Source organism: Streptomyces sp. NBC_01341 (assembly GCF_035946055.1).
In the GTDB taxonomy this organism is placed as follows: domain Bacteria; phylum Actinomycetota; class Actinomycetes; order Streptomycetales; family Streptomycetaceae; genus Streptomyces.
The window spans coordinates 1,907,566-1,924,425 of record NZ_CP108364.1; the positions used below are offsets into that span (position 1 = coordinate 1,907,566).

At 70.6% G+C, this 16,860-nt stretch carries 13 protein-coding genes; 2 read left to right on the forward strand and 11 right to left on the reverse strand.

The annotated features are described in order from the left end of the window. Positions 1–66 precede the first annotated feature (66 nt). From OG206_RS08095 to OG206_RS08115, 5 genes are all read right to left on the reverse strand, one after another. Complete coding sequence (locus tag OG206_RS08095; RefSeq protein ID WP_327113744.1) at positions 67–1,614, reverse strand: RNA polymerase sigma factor; 1,548 nt, start codon at positions 1,612–1,614, stop codon at positions 67–69. A 323-nt stretch (positions 1,615–1,937) separates the two neighbouring features. After that, the gene (locus OG206_RS08100; protein WP_327122209.1) at positions 1,938–2,798 is read right to left on the reverse strand and encodes a FadR/GntR family transcriptional regulator; all 861 of its coding nucleotides are present in this window, start codon (positions 2,796–2,798) and stop codon (positions 1,938–1,940) included. 180 nt (positions 2,799–2,978) lie between these two features. Continuing rightward, on the reverse strand, positions 2,979–4,739 hold the full coding sequence (locus OG206_RS08105) for an ABC transporter ATP-binding protein (RefSeq protein ID WP_327113746.1): 1,761 nt from the start codon (positions 4,737–4,739) through the stop codon (positions 2,979–2,981). Positions 4,740–4,885: 146 nt separating this feature from the next. Next, on the reverse strand, positions 4,886–5,650 hold the full coding sequence (locus tag OG206_RS08110) for an NUDIX hydrolase (RefSeq protein ID WP_327113748.1): 765 nt from the start codon (positions 5,648–5,650) through the stop codon (positions 4,886–4,888). 144 nt (positions 5,651–5,794) lie between these two features. Then, the gene (locus OG206_RS08115) at positions 5,795–7,174 is read right to left on the reverse strand and encodes a DUF4192 domain-containing protein (RefSeq protein WP_327113750.1); all 1,380 of its coding nucleotides are present in this window, start codon (positions 7,172–7,174) and stop codon (positions 5,795–5,797) included. Between the two features lie 111 nt (positions 7,175–7,285). Between OG206_RS08115 and OG206_RS08120 the strand changes: the two genes are divergently transcribed. Then, positions 7,286–9,457: a RecQ family ATP-dependent DNA helicase gene (locus OG206_RS08120; protein ID WP_327113752.1), complete on the forward strand. Its 2,172-nt coding sequence runs from the start codon at positions 7,286–7,288 to the stop codon at positions 9,455–9,457. Positions 9,458–9,743: 286 nt separating this feature from the next. Next, a complete protein-coding gene (locus OG206_RS08125; RefSeq protein ID WP_327113754.1) occupies positions 9,744–10,376 on the forward strand; it encodes a hypothetical protein in 633 nt (210 codons plus the stop codon). Positions 10,377–10,433: 57 nt separating this feature from the next. On the opposite strand, the gene OG206_RS08130 is transcribed toward OG206_RS08125, so the two are convergent. The 6 genes from OG206_RS08130 to OG206_RS08155 all read right to left on the reverse strand — a co-directional run bounded on the left by OG206_RS08130 (position 10,434) and on the right by OG206_RS08155 (position 16,778). Next, positions 10,434–11,081: a hypothetical protein gene (locus OG206_RS08130; protein WP_327122210.1), complete on the reverse strand. Its 648-nt coding sequence runs from the start codon at positions 11,079–11,081 to the stop codon at positions 10,434–10,436. Between the two features lie 55 nt (positions 11,082–11,136). Continuing rightward, complete coding sequence (locus tag OG206_RS08135) at positions 11,137–11,847, reverse strand: ribonuclease HII (RefSeq protein WP_327113756.1); 711 nt, start codon at positions 11,845–11,847, stop codon at positions 11,137–11,139. Positions 11,848–12,386: 539 nt separating this feature from the next. Further along, on the reverse strand, positions 12,387–14,282 hold the full coding sequence (locus OG206_RS08140) for a DUF4153 domain-containing protein (protein ID WP_327113758.1): 1,896 nt from the start codon (positions 14,280–14,282) through the stop codon (positions 12,387–12,389). A gap of 211 nt (positions 14,283–14,493) precedes the next feature. Then, complete coding sequence (locus OG206_RS08145; protein WP_327113760.1) at positions 14,494–15,408, reverse strand: ADP-ribosylglycohydrolase family protein; 915 nt, start codon at positions 15,406–15,408, stop codon at positions 14,494–14,496. A 12-nt stretch (positions 15,409–15,420) separates the two neighbouring features. After that, entirely contained in the window at positions 15,421–16,080 is a 660-nt protein-coding gene (locus OG206_RS08150; protein WP_327113762.1) for a histidine phosphatase family protein, read from the reverse strand. A 92-nt stretch (positions 16,081–16,172) separates the two neighbouring features. Beyond that, positions 16,173–16,778 (reverse strand): YdbC family protein, encoded by a 606-nt coding sequence (locus tag OG206_RS08155; protein ID WP_327113764.1) that lies wholly within the window; start codon positions 16,776–16,778, stop codon positions 16,173–16,175. Between the last annotated feature and the right edge of the window lie 82 nt (positions 16,779–16,860).

Below are 16,860 nucleotides of genomic sequence, written 5' to 3' on the forward strand. Positions count from 1 at the left end.
ACAGGGGCCGGGGCCCGGAACCTCTTCTGGTCCCGGGCCCCGGCCCCTGTCCGTACTCGACGCGGTCTAGTCGAGGTAGTCGCGCAACACCTGCGAACGCGACGGGTGGCGAAGCTTCGACATCGTCTTCGACTCGATCTGGCGGATGCGCTCGCGCGTCACCCCGTAGACCTTCCCGATCTCGTCCAGGGTCTTCGGCTGACCGTCGGTGAGACCGAAGCGCATCGAGACGACGCCTGCCTCACGCTCGGAGAGCGTGTCGAGCACGGAGTGCAGCTGCTCCTGGAGCAGCGTGAAGCTCACCGCGTCGGCCGGCACGACGGCCTCGGAGTCCTCGATCAGGTCTCCGAACTCGCTGTCCCCGTCCTCACCCAGCGGGGTGTGGAGAGAAATCGGCTCACGCCCGTACTTCTGGACCTCGATGACCTTCTCAGGGGTCATGTCGAGCTCCTTGGCCAGCTCCTCCGGCGTGGGCTCACGGCCCAGGTCCTGGAGCATCTGGCGCTGCACACGCGCGAGCTTGTTGATGACCTCGACCATGTGCACCGGGATACGGATGGTGCGGGCCTGGTCGGCCATGGCCCGGGTGATCGCCTGACGGATCCACCAGGTGGCGTACGTGGAGAACTTGTAGCCCTTGGTGTAGTCGAACTTCTCCACCGCGCGGATCAGACCCAGGTTGCCCTCCTGGATGAGGTCCAGGAAGAGCATGCCGCGGCCCGTGTAGCGCTTGGCCAGCGACACCACGAGACGGAGGTTGGCCTCCAGCAGGTGGTTCTTGGCCCGGCGGCCGTCCTCGGCGATGATCTCCAGCTCGCGCTTGAGCTTCGGCGCGAGCTTGTCGGAGTTGGCGAGCTTGTCCTCGGCGAACAGGCCGGCCTCGATGCGCTTGGCGAGCTCGACCTCCTGCTCGGCATTGAGGAGGGGGACCTTACCGATCTGCTTCAGGTAGTCCTTGACCGGGTCGGCCGTGGCGCCGGCGACAGCGACCTGCTGGGCAGGCGCGTCGTCCTCGTCGTCGTCGGAGAGGACGAAACCCTTGTTCTCGCCCTCGCCCTCCTCTTCCTCACCCTTACCGGCCTTGACTTCCTCGGCCGCCTCGTCACCGTCGAGCAGTTCGTCGTCCTGCTTGCCGGACTTCTTCGCGGCGGTCTTCTTCGCCACGGTCTTCTTCGTGGCGGTCTTCTTGGCAACCGTCTTCTTGGCTGCCGTCTTCTTCGCAGGAGCGGCAACGGCAGCGTCGTCCGCTGCGACGTCCGCGCTCTCGGCGGCCGGGGCGGTGGACGCCGCGACGGTTCGTGTCACGGTCGTCTTGGCGGCGACTGTCTTGGCGGCGGTGCGCTTGACCGGGCTCTTCGCTGCGACGCTCTTGCGGGCGCGCTTAGGCGACTCCGCGGCACTGACCATCAGCGTCACACCCTCTTCCTCGAGGATCTGGTTGAGGCTGCGCAGAACATTCTTCCACTGGGTTGGCGGAATCTGGTCAGCCTCGAAGGCACGACGCACGTCGTCGCCGGCGATCTGCCCATCAGCCTTTCCCCGCTCGATGAGCGCCATCACAGACTCGGACTCGGCGATCTCCGGCGGGAGCGTACGGGATGTGCTGGCCGACACGAACAACCTCTCGGAACGATGGAAACGGCTTCCGGCCCGGCCCTGAAGAGGACTGGAACCGACGACCGGCGGCTGGGGATGTCGCCGACGGCGCGGGCTTGGCCTCAGAACTGCACAGCGCACTGCATGGCTGCTGTATTCCTTCCGCGGCGGTCACCTCTTAGGTCATCGCACTGTTTCGAGGAGTGTTACGCCCAATTCGCGTGGCCCCAGTCACACCTCATTCGCGACAAACCGAACCAGAGGTCATATCTCCGTATAACTGTGCCGCCGAGCCGCACCGACGCGGCGGCACACGGACCCCATACCCCGGGCCAGCTGGTTCAGTGCTCGCGGGGCGCGGGGACCACCCGCTCCTGGTGCCCGACCAGCAGCTGACGCATCGCGGTCTCGGCGCCGACACCGTCACCCGAAGCCAGAGCCTCGGCGATGCGCGCGTGATGACCGAGCGACGACTCAGCGGGCCTGTCACAACCCGTGACCGGCCCGCCGGACACGTGCAGCGCCGCCGACACGATGCCGGAGAGGTGTTCGAGCATGCGGTTGCCCGCCGCCTGAATGAGCAGGGCGTGGAACTCCGCGTCCGCCCGGGAGAAGGTGATGGCGTCACCCTGCCCCATGGCGTGCCCCATGATCTCGATCATGTCGCCCAGGCGCTGCTGAATATCCTCCCGGCCATGACCTGCCGCCAGCCTGGCAGCGAGCGGCTCGATGGTCCACCGAAGGTCGTCCAGTTCGCGGCGCTGGTCTTCGCGCTGCGGGCCGAATGCGCGCCATTCGATGATGTCCGGGTCCAGCAGATTCCAGTCACTCACCGGCCGGACCCGCGTGCCCACGTTGGGCCGGGCGCTCACCAGCCCCTTGGCCTCGAGCACGCGCAGGGATTCCCTGACAACGGTGCGGGAGACCTCGAAACGCTGCCCGATCTCCTCCGGGACAAGGGGCCTGTCGGCGCCGAGGTCTCCCGAAACGATCATCTGGCCGAGCTGCTGGACCAGTTGACCGTGAAGCCCGCGGCCGCGGCTGGCAGCGCCGCGTCGGCCCACCCGCCCCAGTTCGGAATCGGTGCCGCCCCAGGAGCGCAGCGCGGCACGTTCACCGGGCGGCGCCTCCGTGTACGGGTAACGGTCGATTTCGCCCGGGCCGGCCAGGCCGGAGTCGGCGGAGCGGGCGGCGGTCATCATGGTATGCGCAAGGGTACTCACGCATCCTTTGTCGGCGCGGCTCAGCCACCCCTTGAGGTCTTTGCTGAAAAGCACACGAAAGGGTGATCGCCACCCACCTCTCAATTGACGCCTTATCGGTAGAAATCGAGCGTTTCCAGCGGAGTTACGGATGAGGGGTCGCCGTTGGCCGCACAGTGATCACCAACGAGCTTTCCCGCGCAGGCCGGTGAGCACATACGCGCAGATCAGAGTCGACAACGAGAGTGTGAGCGCCAGCCCCACGGGTTGCGCCACGACTCTCACGGCTGCCATGGCCCAACGGTCCACTTCGTACGGCCACTGCAGCCAGGCCAGTTCGCGCAGCCGGCCCGGAAGTCCCGTGATCGAACGTGCGGACGGGACCGCGAGGAGCTTCTGTACCAGTGGCACGACAAGAACCGGAACTGCCAGGACGGCGGCGACTCCCGCCCCCGTGAGCCTGAAAACACCGGCGGCCAGCAAACCGGCCCAGGCGCATCCGATCGAGAGTCCTGCCCAACTTGCCGCCAGTCGAGGCGCGTTGTCTGGAACAGAGACCAAGTCACCCCCGTAGAGGAGCCGCAGGACTTCGGCGTTGCCCAGGACGGCGAGGAAAGCGAGGAGAAGGGCCACCCCCGCGGAGACCATCAGCTTGGCCAGCAGGAGGCCGAGACGACGCGGCACCGTCCCGCGCCCCGAGGCGAGCGCCGGGTAGCGGAACTCGTCACCGAACGACAGCGCGCCCAGCAGCCCCGCGGCGAAAGCGGCCGGAGGAAGGGGAAGCAGGGGCGGCCACGCGACCAACAGATCAGAATGGGGCACCCTCCCGGACCGGGCCAGCACCACGGACAGAGCCGCCGAGACCACGAGTGCGGCCGCCATGATCATGATGGTCGTCCTGACGCCGAAGAGGCGCCGCAGCTCGTAGCGGAGGGGCCGCAGCGGGCCGCGCGCCGGCCGTACCGGGATCGGAGGAGGCAGCTCCGAGATCGCCACCGCCGAGGCGGGTCCAGGGGAAACGATCCTCGGTGCCCCCCCGGGCCGCCCTTGCCCCAGGACTCGGACAGGGCCCGCGTCACCGGTCTCGTCGGCGAGTTGGTGCACGGGGACGCCGTGCCTGTACGCCGCGTCCCCGACCTCCGCGCAACTGCTGCCGTACACCGACAAACGGCTGCCACCTTCGGTCACGACCTCGACCGAGCGCCGGGAGACCCTGGCCTCCCGGCTCATCGCCGCTGCCAGCCGGGCCGCGTGCGGGGTCCGTACGGCGACACGTGGACGGAGACGGGTGCGGGAGAAATCCGCGACGTCCTGGTCCGCGACGAGCCGGCCGTCGTCGATGGTGACTACGCGATCGGCGGCGCGGGCGGCCTCCTTGGGATCACTCGTCGTGTGCAGCACCGTGCCCCCTTCGGCCGCGTGCGCACGCAGCAGCCCGTGAAGCCAGCTCCTTTCACGTGGCGAGAGGCCCTTGGACGGCTCATCGAGCACAAGGGTGTGCGGGTCGCCGAGCAACGCCGAGGCAAGGCCGAGCCTCCGGTCCATGCCCGCCGACAGAGTGCCGATGCGCTGATCGCCCAGTCCCGCGAGCCCGACCACCTCGAGCAGTTCGTCTGCGCGGGAGGCGGGAACGCCGGCTGCGGCACAGAGCATGCGGAGCTGCCCGCGTGCAGTGCGCACCGGGTTCCCCGGTACGTCTCCGAGCAGCACCCCAACCTCGCGGGCGGGATGACCGATGCGATGCAGCGGTCGGCCCCTGAAGTAGGTGACACCCCGCCCCGCTTGGAGTTCGAGCATCAGACGGAGAGCGGTGGACTTGCCGGACCCAGGAGCACCGAGCAACACGGTGACACGGCCCGGCGGGGCTTCGAAGGTCAGGTCGTCCACGGCGGGGGGGTTGTCGCGGCGGGGGGCACTGGTGAGTCCGATGGCCTGGAGCATCGCTTCTCTCGCTGAGGGTGAGACCGCTCGGCGGCAGGGTGGGGTACCCCAGCAAGATAACGCGACATTTCAGACTTTCGGTGCACCAATGTTTCTGTGGGCGTTCCGCGCGGCCCGCTCGGCACCCGCGCCGGGCCCGGGCGCCGTCAGACCTCCGGCCTCAGCATCGGAGGGTTGAGCACCGTGGCCGCACCCGACCGGAACAGTTGCGCGGGGCGCCCGCCCTGACGTGTCGTCGTCCCCCCGGACGGAACCAGGAAGCCGGGTGTGCCGGTGACCTTGCGATGAAAGTTGCGGGGGTCCAGAACCACACCCCACACGGCCTCGTACACCCTTCGCAGCTCCCCCACCGTGAACTCGGGCGGGCAGAACGCAGTGGCGAGCGATGAATATTCGATCTTGGAACGGGCTCGCTCCACACCGTCGTCGAGGATCCGCGCATGGTCGAAGGCCAGTGACGCGGACTGCTCGTCGTCGGGACCGAATCCGCTTCCGGGGCCGAGCAGGTCGCCCACGGGCGCCCAGCGCGCGCTGTTCGCGTCACCGCCCGCACGTGGCGCGGGAAGATCCGGCGCGAGTGCGAGATGAGCGACACTGACGACCCGCATCCGGGGGTCCCGCCCGGGATCGCCGTAGGTCGCGAGCTGCTCGAGGTGCGCACCGTTCCCGACGGCGGGTGCGGCCGGATCGTGAGCACAGAGACCTGTCTCCTCGACGAGCTCACGCGCGGCCGCCGCTCCGAGGTCCTCGTCGGCACGGACGAATCCGCCCGGCAGCGCCCACCTGCCCTGGAAGGGCGATTCGCCACGGCGGACCACCAAGGCGCACAAAGCGTGCCGACGCACCGTGAGGACAACCAGATCGACGGTGACGGCGAAGGGCGGGAACGTCGACGGGTCGTAGGGCGGCATACCGAAATCATAGTCGTCTCCCTGACGATAAACACTCCCTTCGCGATGTTGGTTCCTTCCCCGGCGCGGGTGCTGTGCGCTTCGCCCGCCCGGGACGCCATGCGCGTGGCGCGGCAGGCCACGGCCCTTACCGCCAGAGGCACCTCAGCCCCCGTCCCCCGTGCCTTCGGCGCCGTACCGGCCACGCCTACGGGCGTCGTGGACATGGCGTGGACCTCCCGGCACGTTCGGCCGGTGGCCGGCGCCCGGCGGCCGCCCGTTCCCCGGCATCGGAGTGGGACCGCACGGAGGCTTCTGTCCCTGTTTCGAAGCCGGGACGCGCCGGCTCCGACCTCCCGGTGGGGGCCCGGGATGTCGTGTGGCGTCCTGCTCCAGGGTGCTCTCCGCGACATCACCGTGTCGCAGTTCCCGCTCCCCGCGCAGACACCGGCGAAGCGTCTCGGGATCCAGTCCCTGGTTGCACGCCTGATGCAGCAACTGCGCGAAGGTGTAGTCGGGGTCCGCTCGGAGTGCGAGCCCGAGGGCCACCCGGGCCGCCGCCTCGTCGCCCGTCGACCAGGAGACCCAGCCCGCCAGCGCGAGTGGAGCGGCGGAATGCTCCACGTACGGGCCGACGCACCGACGCGCGAGCGCCCTCCACAGCCTCAGCGCGCTCTCGGCATCGCCGCCCTCCATCCACTCGGCCGCCCTGTCCCTCGTCTCGCGGTCCTGCAGACCGAGGACGAGGGCTGCAGCTTCGCCCGCACCGACCAGACGATCGTCCCTGTCGTCGGCGCTTCCGGGGCCCACGGCCGGCGCAGCGCTCAGGCGGTCCATCAACCGGCGCGCGAGCGACAGGGTCTCTCGTGCCACCTCACCCCGGCCGTCGGCATCGAGGATCCGGGCCACCATCACGGCCCCCGCCGAATCCAGCGCGCGCTCCTGCTCCGCCGCCGCGGGAGTCCGCCACGGCGTGAGCCCGGACTCCATGTCCCGCAGCGATCCTCGAACCTGGATACCGGCGTATGCGGCTGCCGCCGCCATGACCGTGGTGCCCGGAAGTGCCAGCGGTTTGCCTTCGGCAGGGCAGCAGCGGCCGTCCGGACAACAGTAGGACCAGTAGCGGCCGTCCGAGATGCACAGCGCCTCGAGCACGGGGACATCGAGCGCGCCGCAGGCCGTGCGCAGGCTCTGCGCCAGCGGCCTGAGCCGCTCCATGGTCTCGGGAGCGGTTTCCCCCTCGGCCGGGTCCTGACAGAGGAAGACGACGATGGCGTCCGGACGGGAGTCCCGTTTCTCGCTGCCCGCGATCAGGCTCTGCGCGAGTTGGGCGGCTACCGGCGCCCACTCCTGCGGATCGTGCGGGATGCCCAGCCGCAGCCGGCCTCCGAAGCGGCCCCGGCCGCCGTGCAGGGCCACCATGACCACGCTGTCGTTCGGATGGAATCCCATCAGGTACGGAAGGGCGTCGGCGAGTTCGGCGGGACTGCGCAGGGTGATCTCCTGCACGTCGGACGGTCCGGTGGATTCGTGGCTCTTGTTCATGCCACGACCGTCCCGCGGGGCACCGATTTCCGCGACCCCTGTGGATAACTTTGTCCACAGGGACCCCACCAGCGTTCGCGCATTGTCGTACGCATCGGGTTGCATGGGGGTATGACCAACGCAGACCGCGCAGATCTCAGGGCCTCGGCCGATTCCGTACTCGCCCGCCTGGTCGGGGACACGACCGGCACGGCGCGACTGCGCGAGGACCAGTGGCGTGCGATCGAGGCCCTCGTCGCCGACAAGCGCAGAGCCCTCGTCGTCCAGCGGACGGGGTGGGGCAAGTCCGCGGTCTACTTCGTCGCGACGTCCCTGCTGCGCGCGCAGGGCAGCGGACCCACGGTGATCGTCTCCCCCCTGCTCGCCCTCATGCGCAACCAGGTGGCGGCGGCCGCCCGGGCGGGCATCAGCGCCCGCACGATCAACTCATCGAACACCGAGGAGTGGGACACGGTGCAGGCCGAGGTGGCGGCCGGCGAGGTGGACGTACTGCTGGTCAGCCCCGAGCGGCTCAACAACCCCGACTTCAGGGACCAGGTGCTGCCCCAGCTTGCCGCCGCCACCGGCCTGCTGGTCGTCGATGAGGCGCACTGCATCTCGGACTGGGGCCACGACTTCCGGCCCGACTACCGCCGGCTGCGGACCATGCTCGCCGATCTGCCCGCGGGGGTCCCCGTGCTCGCCACGACGGCCACCGCCAACGCGCGCGTGACCGCGGACGTCGCCGAGCAGCTAGGGACCGGCGCGGGCACGGACGCACTGGTGCTTCGCGGCCCGCTGGAGAGGGAGAGCCTCAGCCTCGGTGTGCTCGAACTGCCCAACGCCGCGCACCGCCTGGCCTGGCTGGGAGACCACCTCGGGGAGTTGCCGGGCTCCGGCATCATCTACACCCTGACGGTCGCCGCCGCCGAGGAGATCACCGCCTACCTCCGTCAGTGCGGACACCCGGTCACCTCCTACACCGGCAGGACCGAGAACGCCGACCGGCAGCAGGCCGAGGACGATCTGCTGGCCAACCGGGTCAAGGCGCTGGTCGCCACCTCTGCGCTGGGTATGGGCTTCGACAAACCCGACCTGGGATTCGTCGTGCACGTCGGGTCGCCTTCCTCCCCCATCGCCTACTACCAGCAGGTGGGACGTGCGGGACGTGGTGTGGAGCACGCCGAGGTGCTGCTGCTCCCCGGCAAGGAGGACGAAGCGATCTGGCAGTACTTCGCCTCCGTCGCGTTCCCTCCCGAGGAGCAGGTTCGCCGGACCCTGGACGTCCTCGCCCAGGCGGGCCGCCCGCTGTCGCTGCCCGCCATGGAACCCCTCGTCGACCTGCGGCGCACCCGCCTGGAGACGATGCTCAAGGTCTTGGACGTCGACGGCGCGGTGAAGCGGGTCAAGGGCGGCTGGATCTCCACCGGCGAGCCGTGGATCTACGACTCCGAGCGGTACGCCTGGGTCGCGCGGCAGCGGGCCGCCGAACAGCAGGCCATGCGGGACTACGCCGCGGGGACCGGGTGCCGCATGGAGTTCCTGCGACGCCAGCTGGACGACGAGGAGGCGACCGCCTGCGGACGCTGCGACAACTGTGCGGGGGCGCGGTTCGACGACAAGGTCTCCACCGCGGCCCTGGACGGTGCGCGCGGCGAACTCGGCAGGCCCGGTGTGGAGGTGGAGCCGCGCAAGATGTGGCCGACGGGTCTCTCTGCGGTGGGAGTCGATCTCAAGGGCCGTATTCCAGCAGGCGAGATGACCCTGCCGGGACGGGCGCTCGGCCGACTCTCGGACATCGGCTGGGGCAACAGACTCCGTCCGATGCTCGCTGCGCAGGCGCAGGACACCCCGGTCCCCGACGACGTGTCGGCCGCAGTCGTCACGGTCATCACCGACTGGGCGAAGGGGCCGGGCGGCTGGGCTTCCGGGGCACCGGACGCCGCCCCGCGGCCGGTCGGCGTCGTGACGGTCGCCTCCCGCCGGAGGCCGCAGCTCGTCCAGTCCCTCGGCAGCCACATCGCCGAGGTCGGTCGCATGCCGCTGCTGGGCACCGTCAGCTACGCGCCGGGCAGCGAAGACCTGCGGATCTCTCAGACCAACAGCGCGCAGCGGGTGAAGGCGCTGCACGAGGCGCTCGTGGTGGAGCCCGCGCTGGCGGAAGCCCTCGCGTCCGCGGAAGGCCCCGTTCTGCTCGTCGACGATCTCTCCGACACCGGGTGGACCCTGGCCGTGGCCGGGCGGCTGCTTCGCCGGGCGGGAGCTGAGGGGGTGTTCCCGCTGGTCCTCGCCGTTCAGGGGTGACGCTCGCCGTCATACGCCGCCGAGCCGATCGCTGGACGGGGTTCCCGCCGAACCTGCCGTCCATGCCCGGCCCAGGGCTTGATCCACCGCCGAGCGGGCAGGGATATCTGTGCCATTCCGACTGATACCCGTCAGCCGAGTCAATTGCTCGTTGCCGCCTGCCGATACGACAGGAAGAATTGGAGTCGCTCCCCGCACGGTCTCTTCGCGGGCCCGGAAGGGCTGTGCCGCGGCGCGCCCCCACTCGACCCTGCCCCCATCGTGGGCGCGTAGCGAAGGGAGGACCGTGACCTTCGGATTCGCTCCGTCCGCAGCCACTTCACTGTCGGCGTCCGCCGGCTCCGTCAACCACGTCGCCAGAATGCTCGAGCCGGCCGAGTGGGCTTCGGCCGGCATACCGCTGCTGCGTAGTCCACGCGAGGTCGTCAGCGGCCTCCACGCACGGCACCGCCCGACTCCGGCCACCGCAGTCGTCGCGGTACTCGACCACGAGGAACGGCTCACGGCCAGCGCGTCGTTCGTCCGGCGGACCACCACGGCTGCGGACGGCTGGGAGTTCCGCAACGCACTGCTGTCCCACCTGCGGCGGGTGATCCCGCACGATCTGCGCCGCCGTACCCCGGTGCGCACCGCTGTTCTGCTCTACTGCCGTGAAGGCGACGAGCGGTGGACGGAGGAGGACGGCGCATGGATGTGGGGTCTGAGGGATGCCTGCACCTTGCACGGACTGCGCTGCGGCGCCTACATCACCCTGACACACGGAGGTTGGCAGGTTCTGGGTGAAGGCCGCGGCGGGCGCAGACCGACTTCACTGTCCGGGCCGTCCACCCTCGCGGACGCGTCGGCCGACTGCGATCCGGTTCCCCTGCGCACGGGCGGTGGAGCGGCGGAGGCACTGCGCCGCAGCGCCGCCCGGTGAACGGGACGTGGGCCCCGAGCGTCCTTGACGGACGGACAGGACCCACGTTCCGACGAGTCAGACGCCCGCGCCCAGCGCGGCGTTGACGCTCTGCGGGTCCCCGCACACGATCAGCAGCACGCCGGCGCGCTCCCGCGCGTCGGACAGGGCACGGACCGAGGCGTCGTCGAGGTCACCGTTGACAGCGACGATGATCACCGGACGGGGCGCGTAGCGGCCCGTGTTCGCGGTGCCGGCGAAGAACACGTCGTCGCCGGCGTCGTGCTGGGCCCAGTACGCGGCTTCTCCGAAGGAGAGTTCGTGTGCGGCCCAGGGGTGCTGCTCCCCGGTGGTGAGGACCAGGATGTCGCCAGGCGCCCGACCGGAGTCGAGCAGCAGGTCGACGGCCTCGTCGGCGGCGTCGATCGCGCCGCCGACGGGGGCCGGGATCAGCTGGAACTGAGCTGCGGCACGGTCTTCCGACCGCGCCTGCGCAGCAGGAGCGACGGTGGACGCCGCAGCGGGTGCCGGGGCAGGTGTGGGATGCGGGCGCGGCGCCGGGGGCGCGGGGCGCGCGGGACCACGGCCCGGGCTTCCGGGACGGGGCGTGGCCGCTGAACGCGGACCGGGTACGGGGCGGGGGGTCGGCGCGACGCGGCCTGTGGCCGATGCGACGCGGGGACTCTGGGCGCTCTCGGGAATCTGAGGCTCCTCGGGAAAATGAATGGTTGTCTGTCACAGCCGACGCGGCAGGCGTCGGCGGGTAAACGCGCTGGCGCGGTCAGAATTCGAAGCCGAGTTGGCCCCCGCTTTCGAGTGCGGCCGCCTCGGCGGAGAACCGGACCTTCTTCAGGTGCTGCCACCTGGGAAGGGCGTCGAGGTAGGACCAACTGAGGCGGTGGTGGGGCGTGGGCCCCAACTCCTCGAGTGCGGCCCGGTGCACGGGCGACGGGTAACCCGCGTTCGCGCCGAAGGCGAAGTCCGTGTACAGCCCCGCGTCCGCGCCCAGTTCGGCCATCATCGTGTCCCGCCTGACCTTGGCTATCACCGAGGCCGCGGCGACGGCGATGCAGGACTGATCGCCCTTGATCACCGTGCGGACCTTCCAGGGATGCCCGAGGTAGTCATGTTTTCCGTCGAGGATCACGGCGTCCGGCCGCACGGGCAGCGCGTCGAGCGCCCTGACAGCGGCCAGACGGAGTGCCGCGGTCATGCCGAGGTCGTCGATCTCCAACGGTGAGGCGTGCCCCAGCCCGTAGGCCGTGACCCAGCTCTCGAGCAGCGGGGCAAGTTCAGCCCGTCGCTTGGGCGTGAGCAGCTTGGAGTCGGTGAGGCCTTCGGGGGGCCTGCGGAGACCGGTGACGGCCGCGCACACGGTGACGGGGCCGGCCCACGCTCCGCGTCCGACCTCGTCGACTCCGGCGACAATCCTGGCACCGGAGGTAGCGCGCAGTGAGCGCTCGACGGTGTGCGTGGGTGGTTCGTACGGCATGGCGCCTGCAAGGTTACGCCGATACGCGGAGCAAGAACACCCCGGGGCACCGTCCGGCGGGGGCGACCCGCACCCTTTCGCCGACGGGGGCCGGCCGGCCCCCGCACAGCGCGTTGGGCGCGGGACGCGGACCGGTGCGGGACCGTGCTCCGGGGAGCCGACGGATCTGTGCGGGAGCGGTGCTGGAGAGGCCGGCCCGGACGTGGTGCCGCACTTGTGGAGCCGTCCCTCAAGCCGCCTGTGGAGCCGTCCCTCAAGTCGTCTCTGAGGCCGTTCCTTGAGGCCTCGGCAAGAGAGCGCCGGGTGCCGTCGATCCGGAGTCGCGGCAGCGGCCTGGAGGACCGGGCGGAACCTCGGCCGGGCGGCCGCCGCTGAAACCCGAGCCGGTCCGACACGCAGGCGTGGCCCGACGCGGGCCGTCCATTCCGGGCGCGTGCGGCGGATCGCACGGCAGCTGAACGGCGGACGGTCGGCCCAAGCCCGGCCCTGGGGGGCCTGGGGCCTGGGCCTCGGAGCGGTGGAACGCACCGCGAGGTCACTCAGTACGGATCGTAGGAGTCCTCGTCCTCGTGGCCGTCACGTTCGTCGGCCTCCCTGCCGACGTCGTAGCACTGGATCCCGCCGTCCTTCACCGGATGCTTTTCGAGGATGTCCCGGGCCCTGGTCTCGCCCCAGCTGGTGGCGTACCACGATGCTCTGGATGCGGCGAAGTCGCGGCGGAAGGAATCCAGCGCACAGGACCGCAAGGGCTCCGGAAGGGTGTCCAGAGCAGGTACGGCGTCGGCCGAAAGCCCCTTGAGGTACTGGATGTCGATCGACTTGTGGCTCCCGTACCGCTCGACGTTCTGCTCGGCGATCAGCCCGTCGGGTGAGAGCAGGCCGAAGGCGAGTACGCCGGCGGCGGCACTCACCGCGACGGCGCGCGGCAGAAGCCGGGCTCCGAAGACCCCCGCGGCGATGATCAGGAGCAGCACCACTCCGAGCCAGAGCTCCACGGCCGCCACGGAGATGCGCAGCCGGGTCAGCCCGAAGGCGTCCACGTAGAGGTCCATGCGGCGCAGCGCTGAGGCCACGACGACGAGGGTGAGCGTGCACAGCACACCAAGGACGCTCCGGACCAGCGTGCGGTCGCGCGGACCGCCTCGGGGTGCCCAGCGCAGGGCCAGGGCGATGACGATCAGTGTCAGCACGGTGGCCCAGAGGAGCTGCCAGAATCCCTGGCGGGCGTACTCGGCGGGCAGTAGGCCCGTCTTCTCCGCCACCTTGTCGTACCCGCCGAGAAGGACGACGAGCTGGAGCGTGATGAAGGCCGCGAACAGCAGGTCGAGCAGGATCAGCGGAAGCGCCCACTCCACTCTGTTCCTGGCTTTGCCGGGCCGGACGGTCATGCCGTCCCAGCGCACCGGTGCGGCTGCGGTGTAGGCGGCTGAAAGGGCTCCTACGAGGCCCAGCGCGAACAGGAAGACGCGCCAGGGGCTGTCTCCGACGGAGATGTCGGGAGTGAGCGCGCCCAGCAGATCGGCGAAGGCGGCGTCCGCGGAGGCGAAGAGCGCGCCGAACACGAGGAGCAGGACGACAGCCACCGCAGTGCTGCGCACCACTGTGCGCACCCGGCCGCGGGAGTCGTCCGCACGGTCGCGGACCCCACGCCAGCCCCAGCGCACGCCGCCCGCAACTGCGGGGAACAACCCGAGTGAGCCGAGCAGTACGCCCGGCCAGCTGCGGCTGCCGTGCAAGGCGAGCGAGCCGAGGGCCAGGGCCGACACCACAGCGAGGAACACCGGCCATCCCGCGTCGCGGAGGGCCGGTATCGCCAGGAGCGCGAGGCCGCCGACCGCCCAGACGGCGGTCCAGGGCCGCAGCTTCCTTCCCGCGGTCCGCGCGGCGAAGAACGCGGCCAGGGCCGCCGGCACCGCCACCATCAGCAGGTTCAGCCCCAGGCCGTCGCCGAGCAGCAGGGCGCTCAGCAGACCCGTGGCGAGAACCGACCACAGCGTCGCCGGCTGGACCGGCCGCGGGGGCCCCGGCCGAAGGCGGGACAGTGGACCGGGCGCAGGGTGCACGCCAGGGCGCCGCCAGACGTCCGGGGCGGGCGGCGCATGGAGGTACGCGGGCACGTTCGGTATGTCCGGGCCGGCGCTCCGGGGCGGCACGGGCGCGGCCGCGTCCACGGTCCCGCCTGCGACGGGGCCGGCGTTCTGAGGCGGCACAGGCGCGGAGGCTGCTCCTGCGGACGGCCCCGCGGCGGGCTTCGTCGCGACAGGACCTGCGGGAGCGTCGTCGCTCCCGGCACCGGCGGAAGTCTCTCCGCCCGCCGGTGCCGGGCCGGAACCGGATGTGGGTGCGGATGTGGATGTACGCGCGTCTCCGGACTCCGGTGACGCACCGGTCCGGCGGGACGTCTCGGACGGCTGGTCTGACGGCTGATCTGACATGGGACCCCTCCCCCCACCGGGGTCCGCTCGCACGACCACGTTGCGGCGCGTCGGCCCCGGCGTCTACAGGCGCACGTCCCCCAGGATCAATGGGGGACGGCGTGGCCGAAAGAGTAAGGGCCGCCCGGGCCGTTCGGCCTGGCCGGGCGTTCCCTGTGGCAGGACCGTGACACGTGTTCCGGGCCTCGCGGGAGGCCCGGCGGGCGGACCGTCAGCCGCGTACCGGTGCGAGGGGCACCCAGCCGGGCAGTTCCTCCGTGCGGGTCAGCCAGTCGGCCGGGGGCGCTCCCGCCGGGTTCGAGGCGACGATCCCGCCGACGATGGCACAGGTGGTGTCCACGTCACCGCCCGCCTGCGCCGTCACCCAGAAGGCTTCCTCGAAGTCGCCGAGACTCCGTGCCGCCGACCAGAGGGCGAACGGCACGGTGTCGTGGGCACTGGTGCGGCGCCCGTTGCCCAGCACCGCTGCGACCGTGCCGGCGTCCCTGTAGTCGAGCATGTCCCGCGCCCTGCGGAGCCCCGCCCCCACCGCGCTGCGCGGGACCAGAGCGACGACGCCGTCGAGCAGTGCCTCGGGTGCCGGCGGGCCCCCTGGTGCGGCAACCAGGGCGCTTGCGGCCGCGACGGCCATCGCGCCCACGACTGCCTCGCGGTGCTGGTGGGTGGTGTACGACGAGATCTCGGCCTGATGGGTGGCCTGCTCCGGGTCGTCCGCGTACCAGGCTCCGAGCGGCGCGATCCGCATCGCCGAACCATTGCCCCAGGAGCCCTGGCCCTTGAAGAGCGCCGAGGCGAGTTCACGCCAGTCGCCCCCCTCCCTCACGAGCCTGAGCAGCCGGTTGACCGCGGGCCCGTAGCCCCGGTCGAAGTCGTGGTGTGTGGCGAAGGACCGCGCGAGGGCGTCCTGGTCGACGCGCCCGTGCGCGGCCAGCACCGCCAGCACGGAACAGGCCATCTCGGTGTCGTCGGTCCACTGCCACGCGTCGGGCGGCAAGGTCCGGTTCCTGAGCAGCGGGTAGTTGGCCGGGACGAAGAACTGGGAGCCGAGGGCATCTCCCACGGACAGTCCTCGCAGGCTGGCCAGGGCGCGTTCGAAGCGCCCGTCGGAAGCGGAGTCAGCGGTCATCGCGATGCCACCCTATCCGGTGATGCCGTACGGCTCGGGGGTACGCCACTGTTCGAAGGGCCGGTCGAGTACGTAGCGACCGTCCTCGCCTAGGAGCAGGGTCCGGGACTCGCCGTTGCCCGGATTGGACAGCGACTCGAACTCGGCGACCGACCAGTGGAACCAGCGCATGCAGAAGAGCCGCATGGTCAGTCCGTGGGTGACCAGCAGGACGTTCGGGGGATGGTCGGTCTCCTCGAAGCTCCGGTGGAGGCTCTCCAGGAACGCGTCGACCCGGTCGTAGACGTCGGCTCCGGACTCGCCCTGCGCGAAGCGGTAGAAGAAGTGCCCGTAGGCGTCCCGGTAGGCCTTCTGCAGCCTGATGTCTTCGCGGTCCTGCCAGTTGCCCCAGTCCTGCTCACGCAGCCGGGGCTCCTCCCTGACCCGTACGTGCTCCGGGTCGAGGCCGAAGGCTCTGAAGGTCTCGTGGGTGCGCCGGTAGGGGGAGACGTACACGCTGACGCGCTCGTCACCGAACATCTCCCTGAGCTGCGCACCCGTCTCGCGCGCCTGCCCCTGCCCCTTGGCCGTGAGTTTCAGCGCGTGGTCGGGTTCGCGTTCGTAGACCGTGTCGTCGGCGTTGCCCTCCGACTCCCCGTGCCGGACGAGAACGATGCGTTGCGGTCGTGCCATGTGACGACCCTAGATCCCCGCAGGCGCGATCGGGCGACGGCGAGGGATCCATCGGGCATATGTGACCAACGAGACGCGGGGCGGGAGTGCGATCAGACCGTCCACGAGGGTTCGAGCTGCACCACGTCCCCGGTGAGCGTCTCCACGTCCCGCTCCGTATCGGCGCGCGCCATAAGCCTGGCGGCTCCCTCCGGCCGGTACTTGCCGCGTTCGGAGCCCGACTGCCACATCGACAGCGCCAGGAACTCGTGGCCCGGCGCCTCACCGAAGACGCCGCGCAGCATGCCGGGCGAACCTGCGACTGCCGGGTTCCACACCTTCTGCTGCATCAGGGCGAAGTGCTCGGCCCGGTCCTCGAACACCCGGCTGTGAGCCACTCTGACCACGTCCGCGTCGGTGAAATGGGGCTCGAATCCGGTCTTCACATCGAAGCGGTACTCGAAGAGCTTGACCTGCATGTCCTTGTACGTGCCGGACTGGGCAGCGGCGAGCCGGTCGTGTTCCCGGGCCATGAAGGCATCGTAGAAGACACGGTTCTCCCAGAAGGCGAACACATGAGCGACATCGGGCAGGCCACGGCTCCAGCCGCCGCTCTGCGCGCGGAATCCCGGCTCGCCGAGCAGCCCCGCCCACTTCCGCTGCCCGCGCTCGAAACCCTGGCGATCGACCACGGTGCAGCGAATCCACTTGACCAGCACCGCGCCATCCTACGGCGCCGGGCGTGGCGCGGGTCACGCTCCCACCCGCCCCGGGCCGAGCGCGGCCCCGCAGCGCGCACAC